The following is a 20,144-nucleotide window of genomic DNA, read 5'->3' as shown; positions in this document are numbered from 1 at the left end:
TCGCTACGCTCGCAATGACGCCGAAGGCGTCGCTTGCGCGACGCCTTCGGCGTTCCAGTTTATTCCACAGCGTTGCCGCGCGCTATTGCACATCGATCTCGTCGGCGAAGAGCCAGGCTCTTGTACCGGCACCGGGCTGTCCTTCGGGGATAAGGCCATAATTCTTCGCCAGCACGCGGATGTAACGGGCGCTGGTTTCCGGCACATTCAGCGTAATCCAGCCCTGGGTGTTGGTAGGGCTGTCTTTTACAAATTGTTTTGCCTGCCCGATCGAACGAAAGTCGCGGCCATCGTCGGAGGTGAACACTTCAACGTATTGCGGCAGGTAGATCCAGGAGCCATTCTGGTCGAGGGTATGCAGGCGCACAGTGCTCACCGGTGTCGGCTTGCCCAGGTCGATGGTGGCATCGATATCTCCGCCCAAAAAGCCGAGCCAGTCGGTACTGGCAAGACCGCGGCTTGAATAGATGCCATTGGCAAGGCTGAGGGCGCCCAGCCCCGGGTAGTTGCGGCTTGGAGTTCCCTGCAGGGTCACCGGGCGCGCTGTGGCTTTGTTGAAATGAAAGGAATAAGATATCGAGTGAATCTGCCGCTTTTGCGGGGTGATGAGGGCAACCACGATCGAGTCGGTACCCGACACCGGGATCCCGCCGGAAGGGTAGGGCAGCAGGGGCTTCAGGCTGCTTTCAGACGAGGGATTGCGGGTATACAAAATGGTGGGGTTGGCAAGCCGTGTGCGTACCCGCAGCAGCAGGCCGCCCCGGGCCGAGTCGCGCAGTAGCTCGGGCTGCAGGTTGTAGTAGGCGCGGCTGGCGGTGTATCCGGCGCGGTCGTAGCGGGCAAACAGCTCCGGCAGGCGGCGCTCGAAGGAAGCCCAGCTCCGTTGGGCAGGCGGCGTCCACAGTGCTTCCGACAGAGCGGCCATGCGGGGCAGCGCCATGTATTCGACTTTGGCCGGGTTGCTCATGTACTCCGTCCACAGATTGGCCTGTGCACCGATGATATAGCAGGCAGCGGCGCTGTCGAGAGCGCGCGGAAGGGGTTCGTAGGCATATACCGAGTCGAGCGGGTTGTAGCCGCCCCAAACAAGCGAATCTTCGGGCTTCGCCTGCGCATAATCGAAGTAGCAGGGTTTCTGTGGCGTCATCACGGCAACGTGCTGCTGCTTCGCCGCTTCGATGCCGCCCCGCTCACCCTGCCAGCTCATGATGGCGGCATTGGGCGCCAGGCCGCCCTCGAGGATTTCGTCCCATCCGATGATGCTTCGTCCTTTTGCATTCACAAATTTTTCGATACGCCGGATAAAATAGCTCTGGAGCTCGTGCTCGTCTTTGAGCCCGTTGGCTTTCATGCGCGCCTGGCAATTCGGGCAACGCTTCCATTGCGACTTCGGTGCCTCGTCGCCGCCAACATGCACGTATTTACCCGGGAATAGCGCGATCACTTCATCGAGTACACCTTCGAGAAAATCAAAGGTCGAATCCTTGCCGGCGCAGAAGATATCATAAAATACACCCCAGGTTTCCTGCACCTGCTTCGGACGGCCTGCGGCCTGCTGCGCTTTGCTGCCTTCGGAAGGCCAGCTCGGAATGACCGTAGGCTCTGCCGGGAAACAGCTCAGGAAAGGGTAGGCGGCAATGGCCGCAGACGAATGACCCGGCATTTCAATTTCGGGTAAGATGGTGATGTAGCGCGCGGCGGCATAGGCTACCACTTCTTTCACTTCGTCTTGTGTGTAAAAGCCTCCGTAGCGCTCGTTATCGTTGCCGGAGCCGGGATAGCGGCCGATAATGGTTCCATTGCGCCACCCGCCGACATTGGTGAGGCCCGGGTATTTTTTGATCTCGATGCGCCATCCCTGGTCGTCGGTAAGATGCCAGTGAAACGTGTTCATCTTATGCATCGCCAGCAGGTCGATATAACGCTTGATAAAGGAAACGGAGAAAAAGTGCCGGCACACATCCAGGTGCATCCCGCGGTAGGCGAAGCGCGGTGCATCCTGCACCAGGAGGCGTGGCAGCGCGAAGCGGCGGGTGGCCGGAGGCGCGGGCTTTTCAAGCACCGATTTCACTTTCGTCTTTCCGGGCCGCTCTTTCACTTTTACAACAAGTGGCGCAGGCTTCGGTGGCTCCGGGAGCAGCTGCAGCAAGGTTTGCAGGCCGTAAAAGGTGCCGGCATAGGTGTCGCCTTCTACCTTAACGCCATTGCCATCCACCCGCAGCAGGTAAGCATCTTTGTCGGGCGCTTTGATGAAACGGCGGGTCACGAAACGTACGCCGCTATTGCCTTGCTTCGCCAGGGGCAGACGGAATCCATACAGTTCCTGTACCCGATCGTTAAAGAAAGCAGCAATCCGTGCATCGGCATCATCGGAAGCGATCAGCGGTGTCTGTGGAGTGATCGTTAGGGAGCCTGGTACCGTCTTTATGGCAGCGGGTTGCGGAAACAGGGCAGGAGCCTGCGCGCCGGCAGAAAGAGAAGCGCCGAACGCAAGAAGGCAAAGGAGTCTTTTCATGGTCCCGGGTTTGTGCCGGGAAATTAGCTATTTCTGGTTGATGGGTGTTTCGATGAGCAGAAACTCAGCCTCCCCTTTTGCTGTGATCCGTATTTCACCGGTATCCCAGATGCCGATCGCATCGCGTGCGGGCAAGGCTTGACCCGCAACATCGATCGCCCCGCTCATTACAAAAAGAAAGAGGCATTTATTTTCGGGGTTGAACCGGTATTCGGTCGCCCCGCCGGCATCAAACAGCCCAAGGCTGATCCGGGTATTCTGGTTGATCCAGCAGTGCCCGGCTCCTTCTTCCGGTGATACGATGGTCACAAGCCGGTTGCGGCGCTCTGCCCTCGGGAAATGCCGGTACTGGTAGCGCGGTGTCACATTCTGCAGCTTCGGCTGGATCCAGATCTGGAGAAAGTTGACGGTATCATCACCAACATTGTATTCCTCGTGCCGCAGCCCGGTGCCGGCGCTCATGATCTGCACCCAGTCTTCATGCACCACATTGGTATAGCCCATCGAGTCTTTATGGTTCATACTTCCGTTCAGCATCACCGAAATGATCTCCATATTGGCATGCGGATGCAGGCCGAAGCCCTTGCCGGCAGCCACGAAATCATCGTTGAATGCCAGAAGAGTGCCGAAGGCCGAGCGCATCGGGTTGCGGTATTCGCTGAAGCTGAAAAAGAAATTACTCTGCAGCCAGCCGATGTCTTTGAGACCGCGGCCGGAGGACGGGAAATGTTGGAAGTTCATGCCTTATCATTTTCAATCAATAATAGCAGTGCTAAGAGCCATCAGCTTTCAAGCACGCCCATACGGCCCTCTTCATAATCCAGAATGGCCTGCTTGATCTCGCCCGGGTAATTCATCACAAAGGGACCGTAAGAAACCACCGGCTCGGCGATCGGCTCGCCTGCAAGGAACAGCGCGTAGCCCGGCTCCGCTGCTTCGAGCACAATGCCATCGCCATCTTTTTCAAACACGCCGAGGTTGCCGGCTTCCAAAACCGTTTCGCCGGCAGTCAGTGCGCCCGAAAGAACGTACACCAGCGCGTTCCAGCCTTCCGGAACCGGTACATCGAGCTGCCCTTGCGCATCATAATAAACCATAAGGGCGGTGATGGGACTAAAGGTGCCAGCGGGTCCCTGCCGGCCGTCGAATGCGCCCGCTACGACACGCACGCGGAATCCGTCTTTGGCGATTTCCGGTATGCCGGCGCCCTTGATATCCTGGTATTTCGGAGGTGTCATTTTATGCGCCCGCGGCAGGTTTACCCACAGCTGCACCAGTTCCATGCGTCCGCCTTCACGGGCAAACTCCGCCGAGGGTCCTTCACTGTGAATGATGCCGCTGCCCGCCGTCATCCATTGTACATCGCCACCTTCGAGAAAGCCTTCTGCGCCGGTGCTGTCTTTATGATGCAGCTTGCCGCTGAACAGGAAGGTCACCGGCTCGAAGCCGCGGTGGGGGTGCGGGCTCAGCCGGGGCGATACCCCGCCCGGCGCATGCACCTGCGGCCCGGCATGATGCAGCAGGATAAAAGGGCTTACCTGTTGCAGGGTGTCCGACGGAAGCGGCTGCTTAACGCGAAAGGTTGGTCCCACATTCATATGCACCAGGTCGGTATGACGCGTTACGGTTCTTTGTTTCATGGTTTCCTTTTTAGAAAGCGCGGGCTTGCGGCCATCTGCAACCGAAACCGGCGACGCTTTTATTTTCCAAAGAAGCTAAATGGATGTTTGCCTTTCATCAGGCCATCGGTACTTCCATGAGGAGTATTTCAGCCGAACTGTCGGCGCGCAGTGTGAATTTATCGACATCGCTTACCCCAAGGCCGTCGCGGCGGTTGAGCAGCACTTCGTTCAGAAACACATCTCCTTCGAGCACGAAGGCATACACGCCGTTCTTCGGGTTATGCAGTGTGTACTCGAGTGTGTTTCCTTTGTCGAGCTGGCCAAGACTGAACCAGGCATCCTGGTGGATCTGTACGCCTTCGTCGCCGGAACCTACCGGTGAAACGACGGTTTGCAGCGAGTTGCGGCGGCTTTCAACCGGGAACGACTTCTGGTCGTAGCGCGGCTTTACGTTGCGTTCCTTCGGGAATACCCAGATCTGCAGGAACTTAACCGGGCGGTCGCTGTTGGCGTTCTTTTCAGAATGGACAACGCCCGTGCCGGCGCTCATGATCTGCACATCACCCTGGCGAATGACGGTAGTGTTGCCCATATTGTCGCCGTGCTCCAGGTCGCCCTCGAGCGGGATGGAGATGATCTCCATATTATCGTGCGGGTGCTTGCCGAAGCCCATCGAAGGCGCTACGCTGTCATCGTTGAGCACACGAAGGGCACCGAAATGAACGCGCGCCGGATCGTGGTAACCGGCAAAAGAAAAGGTATGCCAGGAGTCGAGCCAGCCATGGCTTGCATGACCACGCGTAGCGGCTTTATGAAGTACTGAATTCATCGTATGTGTATTTGTAAATTGGTCAATTGGTTAAATAATTCATCTGAACGTCTTCACGTACATAACAACACGGCAGCATCAGGACCTTTACTACACTCCCTGGGCGGCCGTTACTTTTTCTTCGACCACTTTTTCAGCCAGCCAGAGAAACTCATAGACAAACGTTTTGACGCTTTTCTCAAACGACGGGTCGGTCAGGTTACCCTCCGCGTCAAACTTCTTGTCTACCTGCGGCGTCACCAGCATATAGGGGGAAGGGATACCGAAAAGCGCCATTACGAATTGCTGCAGTTGCATGGCGGCGCGGATGCCGCCAAGAGCGCCGGGAGAGGCCGTCACCAGACCGAAGGGCTTGTGGTGCTGCTTCGGAAAGTGATCGAACAGATTCTGCATGGCAGGAGAGTAGGAGCCGTTGTACTCCGGCGTCACAATGATATAGGCATCGGCCGCGAACATCCGTGCCGCTACCTCGCGCAGCTCAGCCGGAGCCGCATCGGGGCCCGTGATCACCGCCTGCAGGGGCGGGAAAATATTATCCTTGAGCGCAATAACGCCCACCTCGTGGCCGGTGCTTTCCTGGAGCTGTCGCTGCAGGTGCAGAGCGACGCGATGCGATACACTATTATGGCGGGGGCTACCCGAAACGATCTCAATTTTCATAGTTCAAATTTACAATTCAATGTTTAAACATCAAAATAAATGCCGCTTATTTCAGCTGCAAATATGGCAGTGGACCAAAGGCCTTTAACTTTAGCGCAAACAAAACGCATGCTCCACCGCCGCCGTTTCCTGCAGTTGTCCTCCCTGTCATCGCTGGCCTTGTTGTTGCGCCCTGCGGAAGGGCTTGCAAACGGCTCCGGCCCAGCCGAAAAGCCGCTGGTGGTCTCTACCTGGGCGCCGAACGTGGCTGCCAATGCCGCGGCCTGGAAGGTGCTTGAAAAAGGAGGCCGTGCCGTAGACGCGGTGGAGGAGGGCGTGCAGGTTCCAGAAGCGGACCCGCGTGACCAAAGTGTCGGTTATGGCGGACTTCCTGACAGGGACGGCAAGGTGACGCTCGACGCCTGCATCATGGACGAGCAGGGCAATATCGGCTCGGTGATGTTCCTCGAAGGCATCATGCACCCGATCAAGGTAGCGCGCCTCGTGATGGAAAAGACGCCGCACGTGCAGCTGGCAGGAGAGGGCGCCCTGCAGTTTGCGCTTGCCAACGGCTTCAGGATTGAAAACCTCCTAACACCCGAAGCCGAGAAAGCCTGGAAGAACTGGCTGCAAAAGGCGCAGTACGATCCCATGACCATCCCGAAGCTGCTTCAGCAGCAGGGCGTCAAGGACGGCAACGGGCAACAACACAACCACGACACCATTGGTATGCTGGCGCTCGACGGCGCCGGCAACCTCGGCGGCGCCTGCACCACCTCGGGCATGGCCTTTAAAATGCGTGGCCGGGTGGGCGACAGTCCCATCATTGGCGCCGGTCTGTTTGTCGACAATGAAGTCGGCGCTGCAACCTCTTCGGGTGTTGGTGAGGAGGTAGTGCGCGCCGTCGGCTCGCACACTGTGGTAGAGTTGATGCGCCAGGGGCACGCTCCAGAAAACGCCTGCAAGAAAACGCTGGAACGCATGCTGCGGCAGCGTGGCGACAAGCTGAAAGACTTGCAGGTAGGCTTTGTGGCCATTAACAAGAAGGGCGTAATCGGTGCCTATGCGCTTCAGAAAGGATTTACCGTTGCGGTGCAGTCCGGTAACGGTGTGCGCACTTTCGAAGCAAAGCACCTGTTAGGGAAATAATGCAGCCTCAATTTACCGGCACAACCGGTTGAACCGGCGGAATTCAATGCATTAACTTGCCGCACATTCTTACGCCATGAGTTACGTCATTGAGATCGCAACAACTGATTTTTCCACCACGGCCGCCGCTGTTGCCGGTGGCGCCGACCGCATTGAGCTGTGCGCCGCGCTTTCGGAAGGTGGTATTACCCCATCGCACGGCATGATGCGTGTTTGCCGCGAATCCTTTGAAGTAGCACTGTTCCCGATCATCCGGCCCCGTGGTGGCGACTTCCATTACAGCGACGAAGAACTGGAGGTGATGCTGGACGATGTCCGGTATGCACGCAGCGTAGGTTGTGACGGCGTTGTATTGGGCCTCCTCAAAAAAGACGGTACACTGCCGCGCCGTAAGCTGGCGCGCCTCGTGAAGGCTGCCTACCCGATGGAGGTGACCTTTCACCGCGCCTTTGACCGCTGCGCTGACCCTTTTGAAATGCTGGAACAGTTGGTGGAAGCGGGTGTGCAGCGCATCCTTACCTCCGGTCAGAAACCGACGGCTCCCGAAGGCAGCGCCGTGCTCCGCCAGCTTGTGGAGCAGGCCGACCACCGCATCATCATCATGCCGGGGAGCGGGGTGCGTGCCGACAATGTGAAGGAGCTACAAAAAGCTACCGGCGCGGAAGAATTTCATTCGTCGCTGCGGAGCCGCCGCGAAAGCCCGATGCAGTTCCGCCACCCATCCTTCGGCGCCGGCGATTTCCAGCTCGATGCCATCGACCCGGATGCGGTGCGTGCCCTCCGTGCCGCGCTCGAAGAATAGAGGAGCGGCGCCTATCTTTGGAGCAACAGGCAAAGTCGCCTGCCAGCCCCGATCACCATGAAACAGTTGCGCCTCCTGGTCCTTGCACTTGCCTTCCCGGCAAGCCTTCTTGCACAAAAAGATTACACCCGTTTGGTCAATCCTTTCATCGGCACCGGCGGCCATGGCCATACCTATCCCGGCGCCTCGGTTCCGTTCGGTATGATGCAACTGAGCCCGGACACCCGGATGGACGACTGGGATGGCTCCAGCGGCTACCATTACAGCGACTCGGTGATCTATGGATTTTCGCATACCCATCTCAGTGGTACCGGGATTCCGGACTACTGCGACCTGCTGCTGATGCCCTTCACCGGCCCGACGAAATGGAAGAACACCGAATACCGCAGTCCGTTTTCGCATAAGTCGGAGGTGGCGTCACCGGGGTATTACGAAGTGTTCCTGAAAAAGGGGAATATCAAAGCGCAGCTGACCACAACAACACGCGCCGGGATGCACCAATACACTTTCCCCTCGGGCACCAAAACCGGTTCGCTGCTTATCGACCTGCAGCACCGCGACGAGGTGCTGGATGCGCGCCTGGAGGTGGTAGACAGCCGGACGGTGCGCGGTTACCGGCGCAGTAAATCCTGGGCCAAGGACCAGCATTTTTACTTTTATATCCGCTTCGACCGCCCGTTCGGGTCGAACAGCAGTGAATATCACGATGGCTTCCCCAACAAAATGGGCGGCCTCGTAGAAGGAAAGGACGCGAAGGCAGGCCTGGTATTCGAACTCGGTGCCGACCGCCAGCTTCGTTGCCGCGTGGGCATTTCGGGTGTGAGCATGGAAGGCGCGAAGGCCAACCTCGATGCGGAGATCGGCGCCAAATCATTCGCCCAGGTGCACAGCGAAGCGAGAGCTTCCTGGAACCGCAGCCTGGGCAAGATCGATATCACCGGCGGCACCCGCGACCAGCAGGTGACCTTTTACACGGCGCTTTATCACACCTACCTGGTGCCCAACACCTGGCAGGACGTGGACGGGCAATACCGCGGCACCGACGGACAGGTACACCGCGCGGAGGGCTTTACCAACCACAGCGTGTTCTCACTCTGGGATACCTACCGCGCCTACCACCCGTTGATGACTATCCTCGAGCCGAAACGAACTGCAGACTGGATCAATACCTTCCTGCATCAATACAAGGAAGGCGGGATGCTGCCGGTGTGGGAGCTTTCGGGCAATGAGACCTTTTGCATGATCGGCTACCACTCGGTGCCGGTGATCGTTGACGCCTGGCAAAAAGGCATCCGGGGCTTCGACGCGCAGCTGGCGCTGGAAGCGATGCGCAGCTATGCCGAGAGCGATCGCTTCGGGCTCGATTTTTACCGACGCCAGGGCTATATCGCCAACAACCAGGAACACGAGTCGGTGTCGAAGACGCTCGAATATGCATACGACGACTGGTGCATCGCGCAGTTTGCCCGGTGGAACGGGAATGATTCCGTATACCGCCGCTACATCCGCCGTGCACAGAACTTCAAAAACCTGTTCGACCCGCAAACCCACCTGATGCGCGGCAAGCTGCAGGCACGCTGGCACTCGCCGTTCGACCCGCGGGAGATCAATAACTTTTTTACCGAAGGAAATTCCTGGCACTACAGCTTCGCGGCGCCGCAGGATGTGCAGGGCCTTATGGCGCTTCACGGTGGAGCCGCACCTTTCGAGAAGAAGCTCGATGAACTGTTTACCACCGCACCGGTTACAACCGGCCGCGAGCAACCCGATGTCACCGGGCTTATCGGTCAGTATGCGCAGGGCAATGAGCCGAGCCATCATATGGCTTACCTGTATAATTACGCCGGCCGCTGGGACAAGACGCAGGACCTGGTACACCGTATTTGTACGGAATTTTACAGGAACGCGCCCGACGGCCTGATCGGCAACGAGGACTGCGGGCAGATGAGCGCCTGGTATATATTGAGCGCGCTTGGCTTCTACCCTGTATGCCCGGGCAGCGGCGAATACATCCTCGGCACCCCGCTGTTCGATGCAGCTACTCTGAAGTTGGAGAACGGCAAGACCTTTCGTGTAATAGCTGCGCGTGCCAAAGCGGGACTATGGAAAAGCGCGACGGCTTCGTGGAACGGCAGCCCGCTTCCCCGCACCCTGATTGCCCACGAGCAGATCGCGGCGGGTGGTGAGCTTCGTTTTAATATGCCCGAACAGCTCCCCGCGAAGCTCTGGGGCGCGGCGCTCCACGAACGCCCCCTGTCGCAGATTCTTGACCCCATTGTTACGCCCGTGCCTTTCGTGGCCAACGAGAGCAATAAATTCCGCGACAGCATCCAGGTGCGCCTGACCGGCATGGACGCACAGCAGCGGATCTTTTACACCGTGCAGGAGAAAGGAAAGCCGGCATCCGCAGGCCGTGTTTATTCGGGCCCATTCACACTGAAGCAAAGCGCAACGGTGCAGATCATCACTACATACGACGAAAAGCAGAACCGCGTGCTCACGCAGGATTTCTTCCGCATCCCCTCCGACCGTAGTATCACCGTTCAAAGCACCGTGCACCCGCTTTATACGGGTGGCGGCCCGGATATGCTCGTAGACAGCATTACCGGCGGTGCTAACTGGCGCGCCGGCGACTGGCAGAGCTATTTCAACACGGACTTCGAGGCGGTGGTAGATCTCAAATCAGTCCGGCCGGTACGATCACTGGGCGTGCACGTGCTCCAGGATGTCAGTCCCTGGATCGTGTATCCCAAAGAAGTGATCTTCTGGGGGAGCGAAGATGGCGTCAGCTTCACCAAGATCGGGCGGGTTATCAACAAGGTGGGAATCGATTCGATGGGGCAGCAGGTGCAGGTGCTGGGCCTCACCGTTAACACAAGGGCGCGCTATATCCGTGTCAGGGCGGTGAATGGCGGAAAGCTACCCGCGGGCCACCCCAGCGCGGGTAATCCTTCACACCTGTTTATCGACGAAGTACTGATTGATGCCGGCAATTAAACAGCATCTCACCAAGTTGAAGAGGCAGCATTAGCGCCGCGGCTTGCGCGCCTGCACCTCCGCGATCTTTTCATCCATCTCGGACACGCCGGCCCGGATCTTCGCTACTTTGGATTCGATCTCCGCGATGTCTTTAACGTTGGTTTCGATCCTGCCGCCGATTTCTTTTATGTCGGTCTCAATCTCCGCGATCCGTGTCTTTTTGCCTTCGATTGACGCCTCTACCCGGCCGCGCATATCGAAATTGCGCGCACCTGCAAGCCGGGTTTCCAGCTCATCAAGATCATCGTAAAGTTTATTGAGGTAATCCTGCTGGCTGGCCAGCCTGGCTTCGAGGCGCGGGCCGAATGCGCGCTTGGCCTCCACTACTTTTTCCAGGTTGGCGGCATCGGCAAGCCGTTTCTGTTTTTTTTCCTCAAGCAGTTGGGCGAAAGCCTTTTGTTTTTCCGACCACTCGTCTTTGCGCTTCTGGCGCGCTTCCTTGTAGGCGCCCCAGGCCGCATCCATTTCTTTTTGCACCGCGGTAAGCAGGTTATAGGTTTCCTGTCCATCCTCGCGCGTAAACTGCGTGCGCTGCTCTCCAAAGAGACGGCGCAGCTCCCGCAGGCTGTCGCTTTTCACTTTCAGCGGGGCCTTTTCGGCGCTGCCGTCGGCGAGCGGGCCTTCCAAGCCATCCAGCCCGGCAAAGGGCAGGGAGCGTTCTGTGAATACGTTCCGCAAAGCAACAAGCGCTGCAGCGAGGTCGGCAATCGGGGTAGCGGGGCGAGCCGCTTCAAGGGCTGCGCGGAAGGACAGGAGGAGGGCGGCGGAGCGCTCCTCGCGCGCGCGGATGCCGGCGCGGATCTGCTCGTAGCGGGCGTCCTCAAGCTTCTTAACCCGGTCGCGGGAAGCCGTAAACCGGTCCCATACCGCCGTGCGGCGCTCGCGCGTGGGCCAGCGGTTCTGGCGCATGAAATCAAAAATATCATTCGCCCCGGCCCGGAGGGCAGCGAGTTCTTCCTTGGTCCATTCTTTGTCCGGACCGGCCTCGTCAACTTTACGCTGTAAGGCTTCGATGCGCTCCTCGGCCTCGGTGGCGAAGGCCTCGTTCTCCACCTGCAGCAGGGCGCCCTTCTGGCTCAGCATGTCCATACCGTCCTGGAGTCGCTGCCAGGCATCTTTACGCGCTCCCGGGTCGGCAAATTCCACCGTCCGGAAATCCTCGACAATCCCGGCCCGCAGGTCCCAGATCTCTTTTGCCGAAAACTTGCTCACCCCATAGGCCGCCAGTGCCGCCTCAAAGGCATCGAGCCGCGCAGACAGTTCGTTCTTGGTCATTGCCGCAAGATACATAACGTAAGCGGTGAGCCGTCAACCGTGAACCCCTGAGGCTCGACGGGTCCGGCATGTTTGAATCTTCCTGAGTTGATCTTCTCACGGCACACGGCTCACCATTGCCTTGGCCCGGAATTTTCATCCTTGCGGGTCACCGAACGAATACCAACACCTTAAGCATGGAATACCGAGTTATCCCGGGAGGGCCATTTCCCCTGGGCGCCACCTGGGATGGGAAAGGAGTGAACTTCGCGCTGCACGCAGCACACGCCACCGGCGTGGAACTCTGCCTGTATGAAAAATACGGCAAGCGTACCCGTGAGTCGGCCCGGCTCCGCCTTGGGGAGCGTTCGCACCATGTATGGCATGGCTATGTACCGGGCCTGCGTCCCGGCCAGCTCTACGGCTACCGGGTCGATGGACCTTACGAACCGCAGAACGGCCATCGCTTCAATAAAAACAAACTGTTGCTCGATCCCTATGCGAAGGCCATTTCAGGTACGGTTCACTGGCACGATTCGCTCTTTGGATACAAGGTTGGTCATCGCGACGGCGACCTCAGCTTCAGTAAGACCGACAGCGGCAACTTCATGCCCAAGTCGGTGGTCATCGATGGCTCTTTCGATTGGGAAAATGACGCACCCCTGCGGATTCCCTACCATAAAAGCATTATCTACGAAGCGCATGTAAAAGGGCTGACCTACCGCCACCCGGATATTCCCGAGTCGATCCGCGGCACCTATGCGGCCATCGCGCACCCGGCCATGATCCGCTACCTGCAGGATCTCGGCATCACCGCCATCGAGCTGATGCCGGTGCACCATTTCGTAGACGAGCGCTTCCTCGCCGACCGGGGCCTGGTAAACTACTGGGGCTACAACACGATCGGTTTCTTCGCGCCCGACGTCCGCTACAGCTCAAGCGGCGGCAACGGCGGGCAGGTGCGTGAATTCAAGGAAATGGTAAAAGCCCTGCACCAGGCGGGTATCGAAGTGATCCTCGACGTGGTGTACAATCACACCGCGGAAGGCAACCAGATGGGGGCCACACTCTGCTTCCGCGGGGCAGATAACCTGGATTACTACCGGCTTACCGAGGACGCCCGCTATTACATGGACTATACCGGCTGCGGCAACACGCTCAACGTGATGACGCCGAACACGCTCCGGATGATCATGGACAGCCTCCGCTACTGGATACTGGAAATGCACGTGGACGGCTTTCGCTTTGACCTGGCAGCGGCGCTCGCCCGCGAGTTCCACGATGTGGACCGCCTCGGTTCTTTCTTCGACATCATCCACCAGGACCCGGTCATTTCGCAGGTAAAGCTGATCGCCGAGCCCTGGGACATCGGTGAAGGCGGCTACCAGGTTGGCCGCTTCCCGGCGGGATGGGCCGAGTGGAACGGAAAATACCGCGATACGATGCGCGACTACTGGCGCGGTGCCGGCAGCGTGCTGGGCGAGTTTGCCCTGCGTCTCACCGGCTCGCCCGACCTGTATTTTAATGATTTCCGCCATCCATTTGCGTCCATCAACTTCGTTACGGCGCACGACGGCTTCACCCTGCGCGACCTTGTTTCGTACAACGATAAACACAACGAAGCCAACAACGAAAACAACAACGACGGCGAAAGCCATAACCGCTCCTGGAACTGCGGCGCCGAAGGCCCCACCGACGACCCCGAAGTGCTGCAACTGCGGGCGCGGCAGCAGCGCAACTTTATGGCCACTCTTTTCCTGAGCCAGGGCGTGCCGATGATCGTTGCCGGCGACGAGCTGGGACGCACGCAGGGCGGCAACAACAATGCGTACTGCCAGGACAACGAAATCTCCTGGATCGACTGGGAGCACCAGGACAAAGGGCTCCTGGCCTTTATGCAAAAGCTGATTCATTTTTACCGTTCCCATCCCGTTTTCACCCGCAAGCGCTGGTTCAAAGGGCAGCCGATAAAAGGAGTTGGTGTTGAAGACATCGCCTGGTTTCAGCCCTCGGGCGAAGAGATGAGCGAAGAAAACTGGACCAATGACTTCGCCAAGTCGCTCGCGGTGTTCCTGAACGGGAAAGCCCTGCGCACGGTAGATGAGCAAGGCAACCCGGTCCATGATGATAATTTCTACCTGTTGTTCAACGCGCATTTCGATGGCATCGACTTCCATATTCCGCAGGCACGCTACGGCGCTGGCTGGGAAAAAGTGATCGACACGTCGGCCGATTACGTGTCGGAAGAAGGCACGCCGATTGAAGGCGACGTCGTACACCTCTTTGGCCGCACGGTGATCGTGCTGCGTCAAAAAAACCCGTAAGCAAGATGCAGGATATAAATACCAGTCAACGAACCCTCGGTGCGGTGGCACAGCCGGACGGCTCCGTAGAACTACGGGTCTGGGCCCCGCTTGCCGGAACGGTATCGGCCGTGATCGGACAAAAGGAATGGCCGCTCCGAAAGGAAGCCTTTGGCTATTGGACACTTGGGGAAGCACTGGCCCCGGGCAGCCGCTACAAGGTGCGGGTAGATGGCGGCGACGCGCTTCCCGACCCCGCCTCGCTTTCGCAGCCCGATGGCGTGCACGGCGACTCGGAGGTTGTTGACCCGATGGCCTTTACGTGGGCAGACGCCGGCTGGCAAAACCACGACCTGTCGGATTACATTATTTACGAATTACATACCGGCACCTTTACTCCGGAAGGCGATTTTGCCGGCATCGAAAAAAAGCTCGACCACCTGCTCGACCTCGGTGTCAACGCTATCGAGATCATGCCCGTGGCACAATTTCCCGGCGGGCGCAACTGGGGCTACGACGGCGTCTTTTCCTTCGCGGTGCAAAACACCTATGGCGGTGCCGCCGGCCTGCAGCGCCTTGTGGATGCCTGCCACCGGCGGGGCATCGCCGTCGCGCTCGACGTGGTGTATAACCACCTCGGCCCGGAGGGCAACTACCTTGGAGCCTTTGGCCCCTATCTCACCGATAAATACAGCACGCCCTGGGGCGGCGCCATCAATTTCGACGATGCCTGGAGCGATGGCGTTCGCCGGTATTTCATCGAAAACGCCTTGATGTGGCTGCGTGATTTTCATATCGACGCCCTCCGCCTCGATGCGGTGCATGCCATCAAGGATTTCGGCCCCGTGCACTTCCTCCAGGAATTGCGGGAGCATTTGGACCGGCTGATGGCCGACACGGGACGTACACACTACCTTATCGTGGAGTGCGACCTCAACGACACCCGTTTTATCGACCCTCCCGAAACACGTGGCTACGGCATGCACAGCCAGTGGATTGACGAGTTTCACCACGCCCTTCGGGTCAGCGCTACCGGCGAACGCACCGGTTATTACAGCGATTTTGCCGGCATTGAGCACCTGGCGAAGGCCTACCGCGATGCTTACGTGTACGATGGACAGTGGTCGGAACACCGGAAAAAGCATTTTGGCGTGCCGGCACGCGCCAACGGTGGCGAGCAGTTCATCGTTTTCACTCAAAACCACGACCAGGTAGGCAATCGCATGCTCGGCGAGTCTACCAGTGTGCTTGTGTCTTTCGAGATGCAGAAGCTGATGGCAGGTGCCGTGCTGTTCAGCCCGTTCCTGCCGATGCTCTGGATGGGAGAGGAGTGGAGCGAGCCCTCGCCCTTCCTTTACTTTGTCAGCCATGGCGATGCCGACCTGTGTGCCGCCGTACGCGAAGGTCGCCGGCGCGAGTTCGCAGCCTTTCATGCACAGGGCGAAGCGCCGGACCCCGTGGCCAGCGAAAGCTTTGAAAATTCAAGGCTCCGTTGGGAGCTCCGCGACCAGGAACCACACGCCACGATGCTGCGCTTCTATAAAAAGCTGATCCGGCTTCGGCGCACCGTTCCCGCGTTGGCGAACCGCGACCGCGAAGGACTCACCGCGACTGCAGACCCCGCGACGGATACGCTCGTATTGCAGCGGCAGGGCGCCGGTGGCGTTGCACTCGTAGTGATGAACTTTTCAAAAGTGGCGAGGCACATTGAACTGCCCGTGGTGGAAAGCGCCTGGACGCCGCTGCTGCAATCATCTGCCGCCGAATGGGGCGGCAGCGGGGACGGCCTCCAGCCTTCGCTCGGCGGCGAAACCGTAGAACTACAACCAGAATCATTCATTTTGTATACTTCCGATGACGTATAATCCAGTAGCAACATACCGCATTCAATTTCACAAAGACTTCACGCTGGCCGACCTGGAGCGACAGGTAGACTATCTCGCCGCGCTCGGCATCCGCACCCTTTATGCTTCACCCGTTTTTACCGCCGTTCCGGGCAGCACACATGGCTACGATGCGCTCAACCCGCACGAGATCAACCCCGAGATCGGCACGCTCGACGACCTGCGCCGCGTAAGCCGGAAGCTGCGTGAAAAGGGAATCGGCTGGCTCCAGGATATCGTGCCCAACCACATGGCCTACGACACCCGCAACCCCTGGCTGCGTGATATGCTTGAAAAGGGCCGCGGCTCGGCATACGCCGCCTTCTTTGACGTAACTTGGAACGACCAGGTAGCGTCGGGACATATCATGGCGCCCTTTCTGGGCAAGTCGCTCGAAGACGCGATTAATGATGGCGAGATCTCCCTGGCCCTGGAAGACGGCCGGTTTTGCCTACGCAATTACGATAGCAGTTACCCCTTACGCCTGCGGTCCTACGAAACAGTTTTACAGGGTGACGGCGCATCGGATGCAATCCGGCAATGGCTCCAACAGGCCGGTGAACTTCGCGCAATAGAAGACAGCGATCAATATACACCCCGCTTCGAAGAGCTGGTGCTGCAGTTGTCGGGCCTGCTCAAAAACGACGTTGTGAGCGGCTATATCAACGAACGCCTAAGCGCGTTGAATGAAAACAAGGCCGCCCTACTGGAGCTCGCCAACGACCAGGTATACCGGCTTTGCCACTGGCAGGAAACTGATGGCCGCATCAACTACCGGCGCTTCTTCACCGTGAACGGGCTTATCTGCCTCAACCAGCAGGTGCCGGAAGTCTTCGACACCTTTCACCGCTTTATCAGCGAGCTGGTGCAGGAAGGCATCTTCCAGGGCGTACGCGTTGATCATGTTGACGGGCTGTACGACCCCACCGCCTACCTGGAGCAGTTGCGCCGGCTGCTGGGCCCCGAATGCTATATCGTGGTGGAGAAGATCCTGGAGCGCGAAGAAGAACTACCGGCTGCCTGGCCGATCGAAGGAACGACCGGCTACGAATTCCTCGCACAGGTAAATGGCATCCTCACCGACAGCCGCAGCAGCCAGGCTTTCACCCGCTATTACTACAGCCTGGTGCCGGATCACCGGACACCCTTGCAGCAGGTACGCGACAAAAAAACCCAGATCCTGTATCACCATATGGGCGGGGAACTGGAGAATCTCTACCAGCTGCTGATGCAACTTTTGCAGCCGGAGCAATACGCTCAGTTGCGCACGGAGGATCTGAAAACCGCGATCGCGGAGTTCCTGCTGCACCTGCCTGTGTACCGGTGGTATGGAAATGCCTTGCCGCTCCCGTCGGAAGAGTCGGCGCAGGTGCATGCCGTAATGGAGCAGGCACGGAGCAGCCGGCCCGACCTGTCGCCGGCCCTGGGCCTGCTCGAACACACGCTGTTGCACCCCGAGCCCGACCCCGTGCGTGCCGCCGCCATTCTGCATTTCTACCGGCGGCTGATGCAACTGAGTGGCCCGCTCATGGCAAAGGGCGTGGAAGACACCCTGATGTATACCCATTTCCGCTTTCTTGGTCACAATGAAGTAGGCGACGCGCCGGCACACTTCGGCTGGCGCATCGAAGCCTTTCACCAGGCGATGGCCCGGCGGCAGGCCGAATGGCCGCTGGCGCTGAATGCAACCTCCACCCATGACACTAAACGCGGCGAAGACGTACGCGCCCGCCTGCAGGCCCTTTCGGCCATGCCGGAAGCCTGGCTGGAGGCCGTAAAGGCCTGGATGCAGGAGCGGGGCGCGGACGATATCCCCGATGCCAACGACGCTTACGGGCTGCTGCAGACCCTCGTGGGAAGCTATCCGAACGACGATGCGGAACTCCCGGAATACCGCACGCGCCTTGAGGCCTTTATGGAAAAAGCGTTGCGCGAAAGCAAGCGCCGATCCGACTGGGGACGTCCCGACGAAACCTACGAAACAGCAGCGAAGACGCTTGCCAAAGAACAACTGGCGTCCGGCAGTGCCTTCGAACGGCATTTCGGAAAACTGCGCAGGCGGGTTGCCGAATTCGGGTATTACAACTCACTGATCCAGCTCCTGCTGAAATGCACCTGCCCCGGTGTACCCGACGTGTATCAGGGCTGCGAGGGCTGGGACCTGAGTCTTGTAGACCCCGACAACCGGCGCCCGGTTGATTATAAACTGCGCCATGAATGGTCGGCGGGAAAGAAAGCACCCGGGAAGTTTCGTTTCCTGCAGGCACTGCTGGCCCTGCGGAATGCAGATAGCGAGCTGTTTACTTTCGGCCGCTACCAGCCGCTGCGTGCAGAAGGGAAGCTGGGTGAACAGGTACTCGCCTTTGCGCGGTTGCAGGAAGAGCGCATCCTGGTGGTGGCAGTGCCGTTATGGCTTGCTTCGCTCGGGGAGCGCCCGGACGAGATCGATTGGGCCGATACGCGCATCGTTTTGCCCGAAGGAACCGCCACCGACTGGACCGATGCATTCGGTCGGCGAACGGTGACAGCGGCGCGCGGCAGCCTCAACGTAGCGGAGCTTTTTGAGCGACAGCCCTACGCGGTGCTGCGCGGCACGATCGTGGAGCAGAAACGGCGGAACGCAGGACTGTTGCTGCACATCACCTCGCTGCCGGCGCCTTTCGGCATCGGCGACCTTGGCCCGGAAGCCTGTCGCTTCGCGGACTTCCTGTATCGCTCGGGGCAAAGCTACTGGCAGCTCCTGCCGATCAACCCGACGGAACAGGGCCAGGGCCATTCACCGTATAGCAGCACTTCGAGCAGTGCCGGCAACCGGCTCCTCATCAGCCCGGAGCTTTTGCTGCAGGAAGGACTGGTTTCCGCGGAGCAGGTAGACGCCGCACGCCTGGAGGCGTCAGACAGCGTTGACTACACTGCCGTTGAGCAGGCAAAGAACAGTTTGCTGCAGCAGGCCTGGGAAACATTCCGAGCGAATGCCGCAGATGCCGATGCCTTCTCGGTGTTCTGCGAACTGGAGCGGGGCTGGCTTGATGACTTTGCGGCTTATTCCGTTTTGAAAAAGCACCACGACGGCGAGCCCTGGTATGAATGGGCGCCCGAATGGAAGCTGCGCGACCCGCTTGCCCTTGCGCGTCTCGAAGCCGAATCCGGTGCCGCCCTGGAGCAGGTGCGCTGGGAACAATTTATTTTTTCCCGTCAGTGGCAGGCGCTGCGCGACTATTGCACCCAGCGGGGCATCCGCCTCGTCGGCGACCTGCCCTTTTATGTGAGCTATGACTCTGCAGACGTCTGGGCACACCGCGGGCTTTTCCGCCTCGATGAGGAAGGCGCGCGGCTTGGACTTGCCGGCGTGCCGCCGGATGCATTCAGCGCCGACGGGCAGCTGTGGGGAATGCCCGTGTTCGACTGGGCAGCGTTGCGCCGCCGCGAATACGACTGGTGGATCGCACGGCTGCACCGCAACCTCGAGCTGTTCGACATCGTGCGGCTCGATCATTTCCGTGCCTTCGCGGCATATTGGGAGGTGCCCGCCGATGCCGAAACCGCGCGCGAAGGACAATGGGTGGAAGGCCCCGGCGCGCATTTTTTTGAAACGGTAAAAGAACAACTTGGTGACCTTCCCTTTGTAGCGGAAGACCTCGGCGATATCGACGCCGCTGTATTGCAGTTGCGCGACCGCTTTTCGCTGCCCGGGATGAAGGTGCTGCAGTTTGCCTTTGGCGAAGACCTGTCGGCCTCCCCGCATATCCCGCATAATTACGATACGCGATTTTTTGTGTACACCGGCACCCACGACAACAACAGCACCCGCGGCTGGTGGCGCACAGAGGCCGATGTGGCAACCCGCGCCCGCCTCCGCCGATATGCCGGCCATGTACCAGACGAAAGCTCCGTTGCTGAAACCCTTTGCCGGATGGCCTTGTCGTCGGTGGCGCAAACCTGCATCCTGCCCGTGCAGGACCTTCTTGGCCTCGACGAGGGGAGCCGGATGAATACGCCCGCATCCGCCGGGGGCAACTGGGGCTGGCGCCTGACGCCGGGGCAATTGCAAAAAGATATCGGCCGGCGCTTGCGCTCCTGGACCGAACTTTACAACCGAAGCTGACCGT

Annotated in this window: 12 protein-coding genes; 6 read left to right on the top strand and 6 right to left on the bottom strand. The window is 59.0% G+C overall.

Translation table 11 applies throughout. The features are described from left to right. Positions 1–82: 82 nt before the first annotated feature. The 5 genes from EPD60_RS01745 to EPD60_RS01725 all read right to left on the bottom strand — a co-directional run bounded on the left by EPD60_RS01745 (position 83) and on the right by EPD60_RS01725 (position 5,626). Positions 83–2,515, bottom strand: a complete 2,433-nt coding sequence (locus tag EPD60_RS01745) for a glycoside hydrolase family 20 protein (protein WP_165871368.1) — start codon at positions 2,513–2,515, stop codon at positions 83–85. 27 nt (positions 2,516–2,542) lie between these two features. Next, positions 2,543–3,256: a pirin family protein gene (locus EPD60_RS01740; protein WP_131446220.1), complete on the bottom strand. Its 714-nt coding sequence runs from the start codon at positions 3,254–3,256 to the stop codon at positions 2,543–2,545. A gap of 41 nt (positions 3,257–3,297) precedes the next feature. Continuing rightward, positions 3,298–4,155: a pirin family protein gene (locus EPD60_RS01735; protein WP_131446218.1), complete on the bottom strand. Its 858-nt coding sequence runs from the start codon at positions 4,153–4,155 to the stop codon at positions 3,298–3,300. A gap of 97 nt (positions 4,156–4,252) precedes the next feature. Further along, positions 4,253–4,966: a pirin family protein gene (locus EPD60_RS01730; RefSeq protein WP_131446216.1), complete on the bottom strand. Its 714-nt coding sequence runs from the start codon at positions 4,964–4,966 to the stop codon at positions 4,253–4,255. 90 nt (positions 4,967–5,056) lie between these two features. Then, positions 5,057–5,626, bottom strand: coding sequence for an NADPH-dependent FMN reductase (locus EPD60_RS01725; RefSeq protein WP_131446214.1), 570 nt, complete (start codon positions 5,624–5,626; stop codon positions 5,057–5,059). A 108-nt stretch (positions 5,627–5,734) separates the two neighbouring features. On the opposite strand from EPD60_RS01725, the gene EPD60_RS01720 reads away from it, so the two are divergent. The 3 genes from EPD60_RS01720 (at position 5,735) to EPD60_RS01710 (ending at position 10,553) form a co-directional block, all read left to right on the top strand. Further along, complete coding sequence (locus EPD60_RS01720) at positions 5,735–6,754, top strand: glycosylasparaginase (RefSeq protein WP_131446212.1); 1,020 nt, start codon at positions 5,735–5,737, stop codon at positions 6,752–6,754. Between the two features lie 76 nt (positions 6,755–6,830). Continuing rightward, on the top strand, positions 6,831–7,556 hold the full coding sequence (locus EPD60_RS01715) for a copper homeostasis protein CutC (protein ID WP_131446210.1): 726 nt from the start codon (positions 6,831–6,833) through the stop codon (positions 7,554–7,556). A 39-nt stretch (positions 7,557–7,595) separates the two neighbouring features. Then, positions 7,596–10,553, top strand: a complete 2,958-nt coding sequence (locus tag EPD60_RS01710; RefSeq protein ID WP_262708824.1) for a GH92 family glycosyl hydrolase — start codon at positions 7,596–7,598, stop codon at positions 10,551–10,553. A 30-nt stretch (positions 10,554–10,583) separates the two neighbouring features. Here EPD60_RS01710 and EPD60_RS01705 read toward each other — a convergent pair whose 3' ends face one another. Continuing rightward, positions 10,584–11,870: a hypothetical protein gene (locus EPD60_RS01705; RefSeq protein ID WP_131446206.1), complete on the bottom strand. Its 1,287-nt coding sequence runs from the start codon at positions 11,868–11,870 to the stop codon at positions 10,584–10,586. Between the two features lie 176 nt (positions 11,871–12,046). Here EPD60_RS01705 and glgX point away from each other — a divergent pair, with 176 nt between their 5' ends. Genes glgX through treY form a run of 3 tightly spaced genes read left to right on the top strand, consistent with a single transcriptional unit; the run spans position 12,047 to position 20,140 of the window. Beyond that, on the top strand, positions 12,047–14,173 hold the full coding sequence (glgX, locus tag EPD60_RS01700; protein ID WP_131446204.1) for a glycogen debranching protein GlgX: 2,127 nt from the start codon (positions 12,047–12,049) through the stop codon (positions 14,171–14,173). A gap of 5 nt (positions 14,174–14,178) precedes the next feature. Next, positions 14,179–16,017 carry a malto-oligosyltrehalose trehalohydrolase gene (treZ, locus tag EPD60_RS01695; RefSeq protein ID WP_131446202.1) on the top strand — a complete coding sequence of 613 codons (1,839 nt, stop codon included), beginning with the start codon at positions 14,179–14,181 and terminating at the stop codon, positions 16,015–16,017. Beyond that, positions 16,007–20,140, top strand: a complete 4,134-nt coding sequence (treY, locus tag EPD60_RS17200) for a malto-oligosyltrehalose synthase (RefSeq protein WP_131446200.1) — start codon at positions 16,007–16,009, stop codon at positions 20,138–20,140. Before treZ ends, treY begins: the two co-directional genes overlap by 11 nt. Positions 20,141–20,144 lie beyond the last annotated feature (4 nt).

Source organism: Flaviaestuariibacter flavus (assembly GCF_004337505.1).
GTDB lineage: Bacteria > Bacteroidota > Bacteroidia > Chitinophagales > Chitinophagaceae > Flavisolibacter > Flavisolibacter flavus.
The sequence above is the reverse complement of the archived record's forward strand: the minus strand, read 5'-3'. Positions and strand labels throughout refer to the sequence as shown.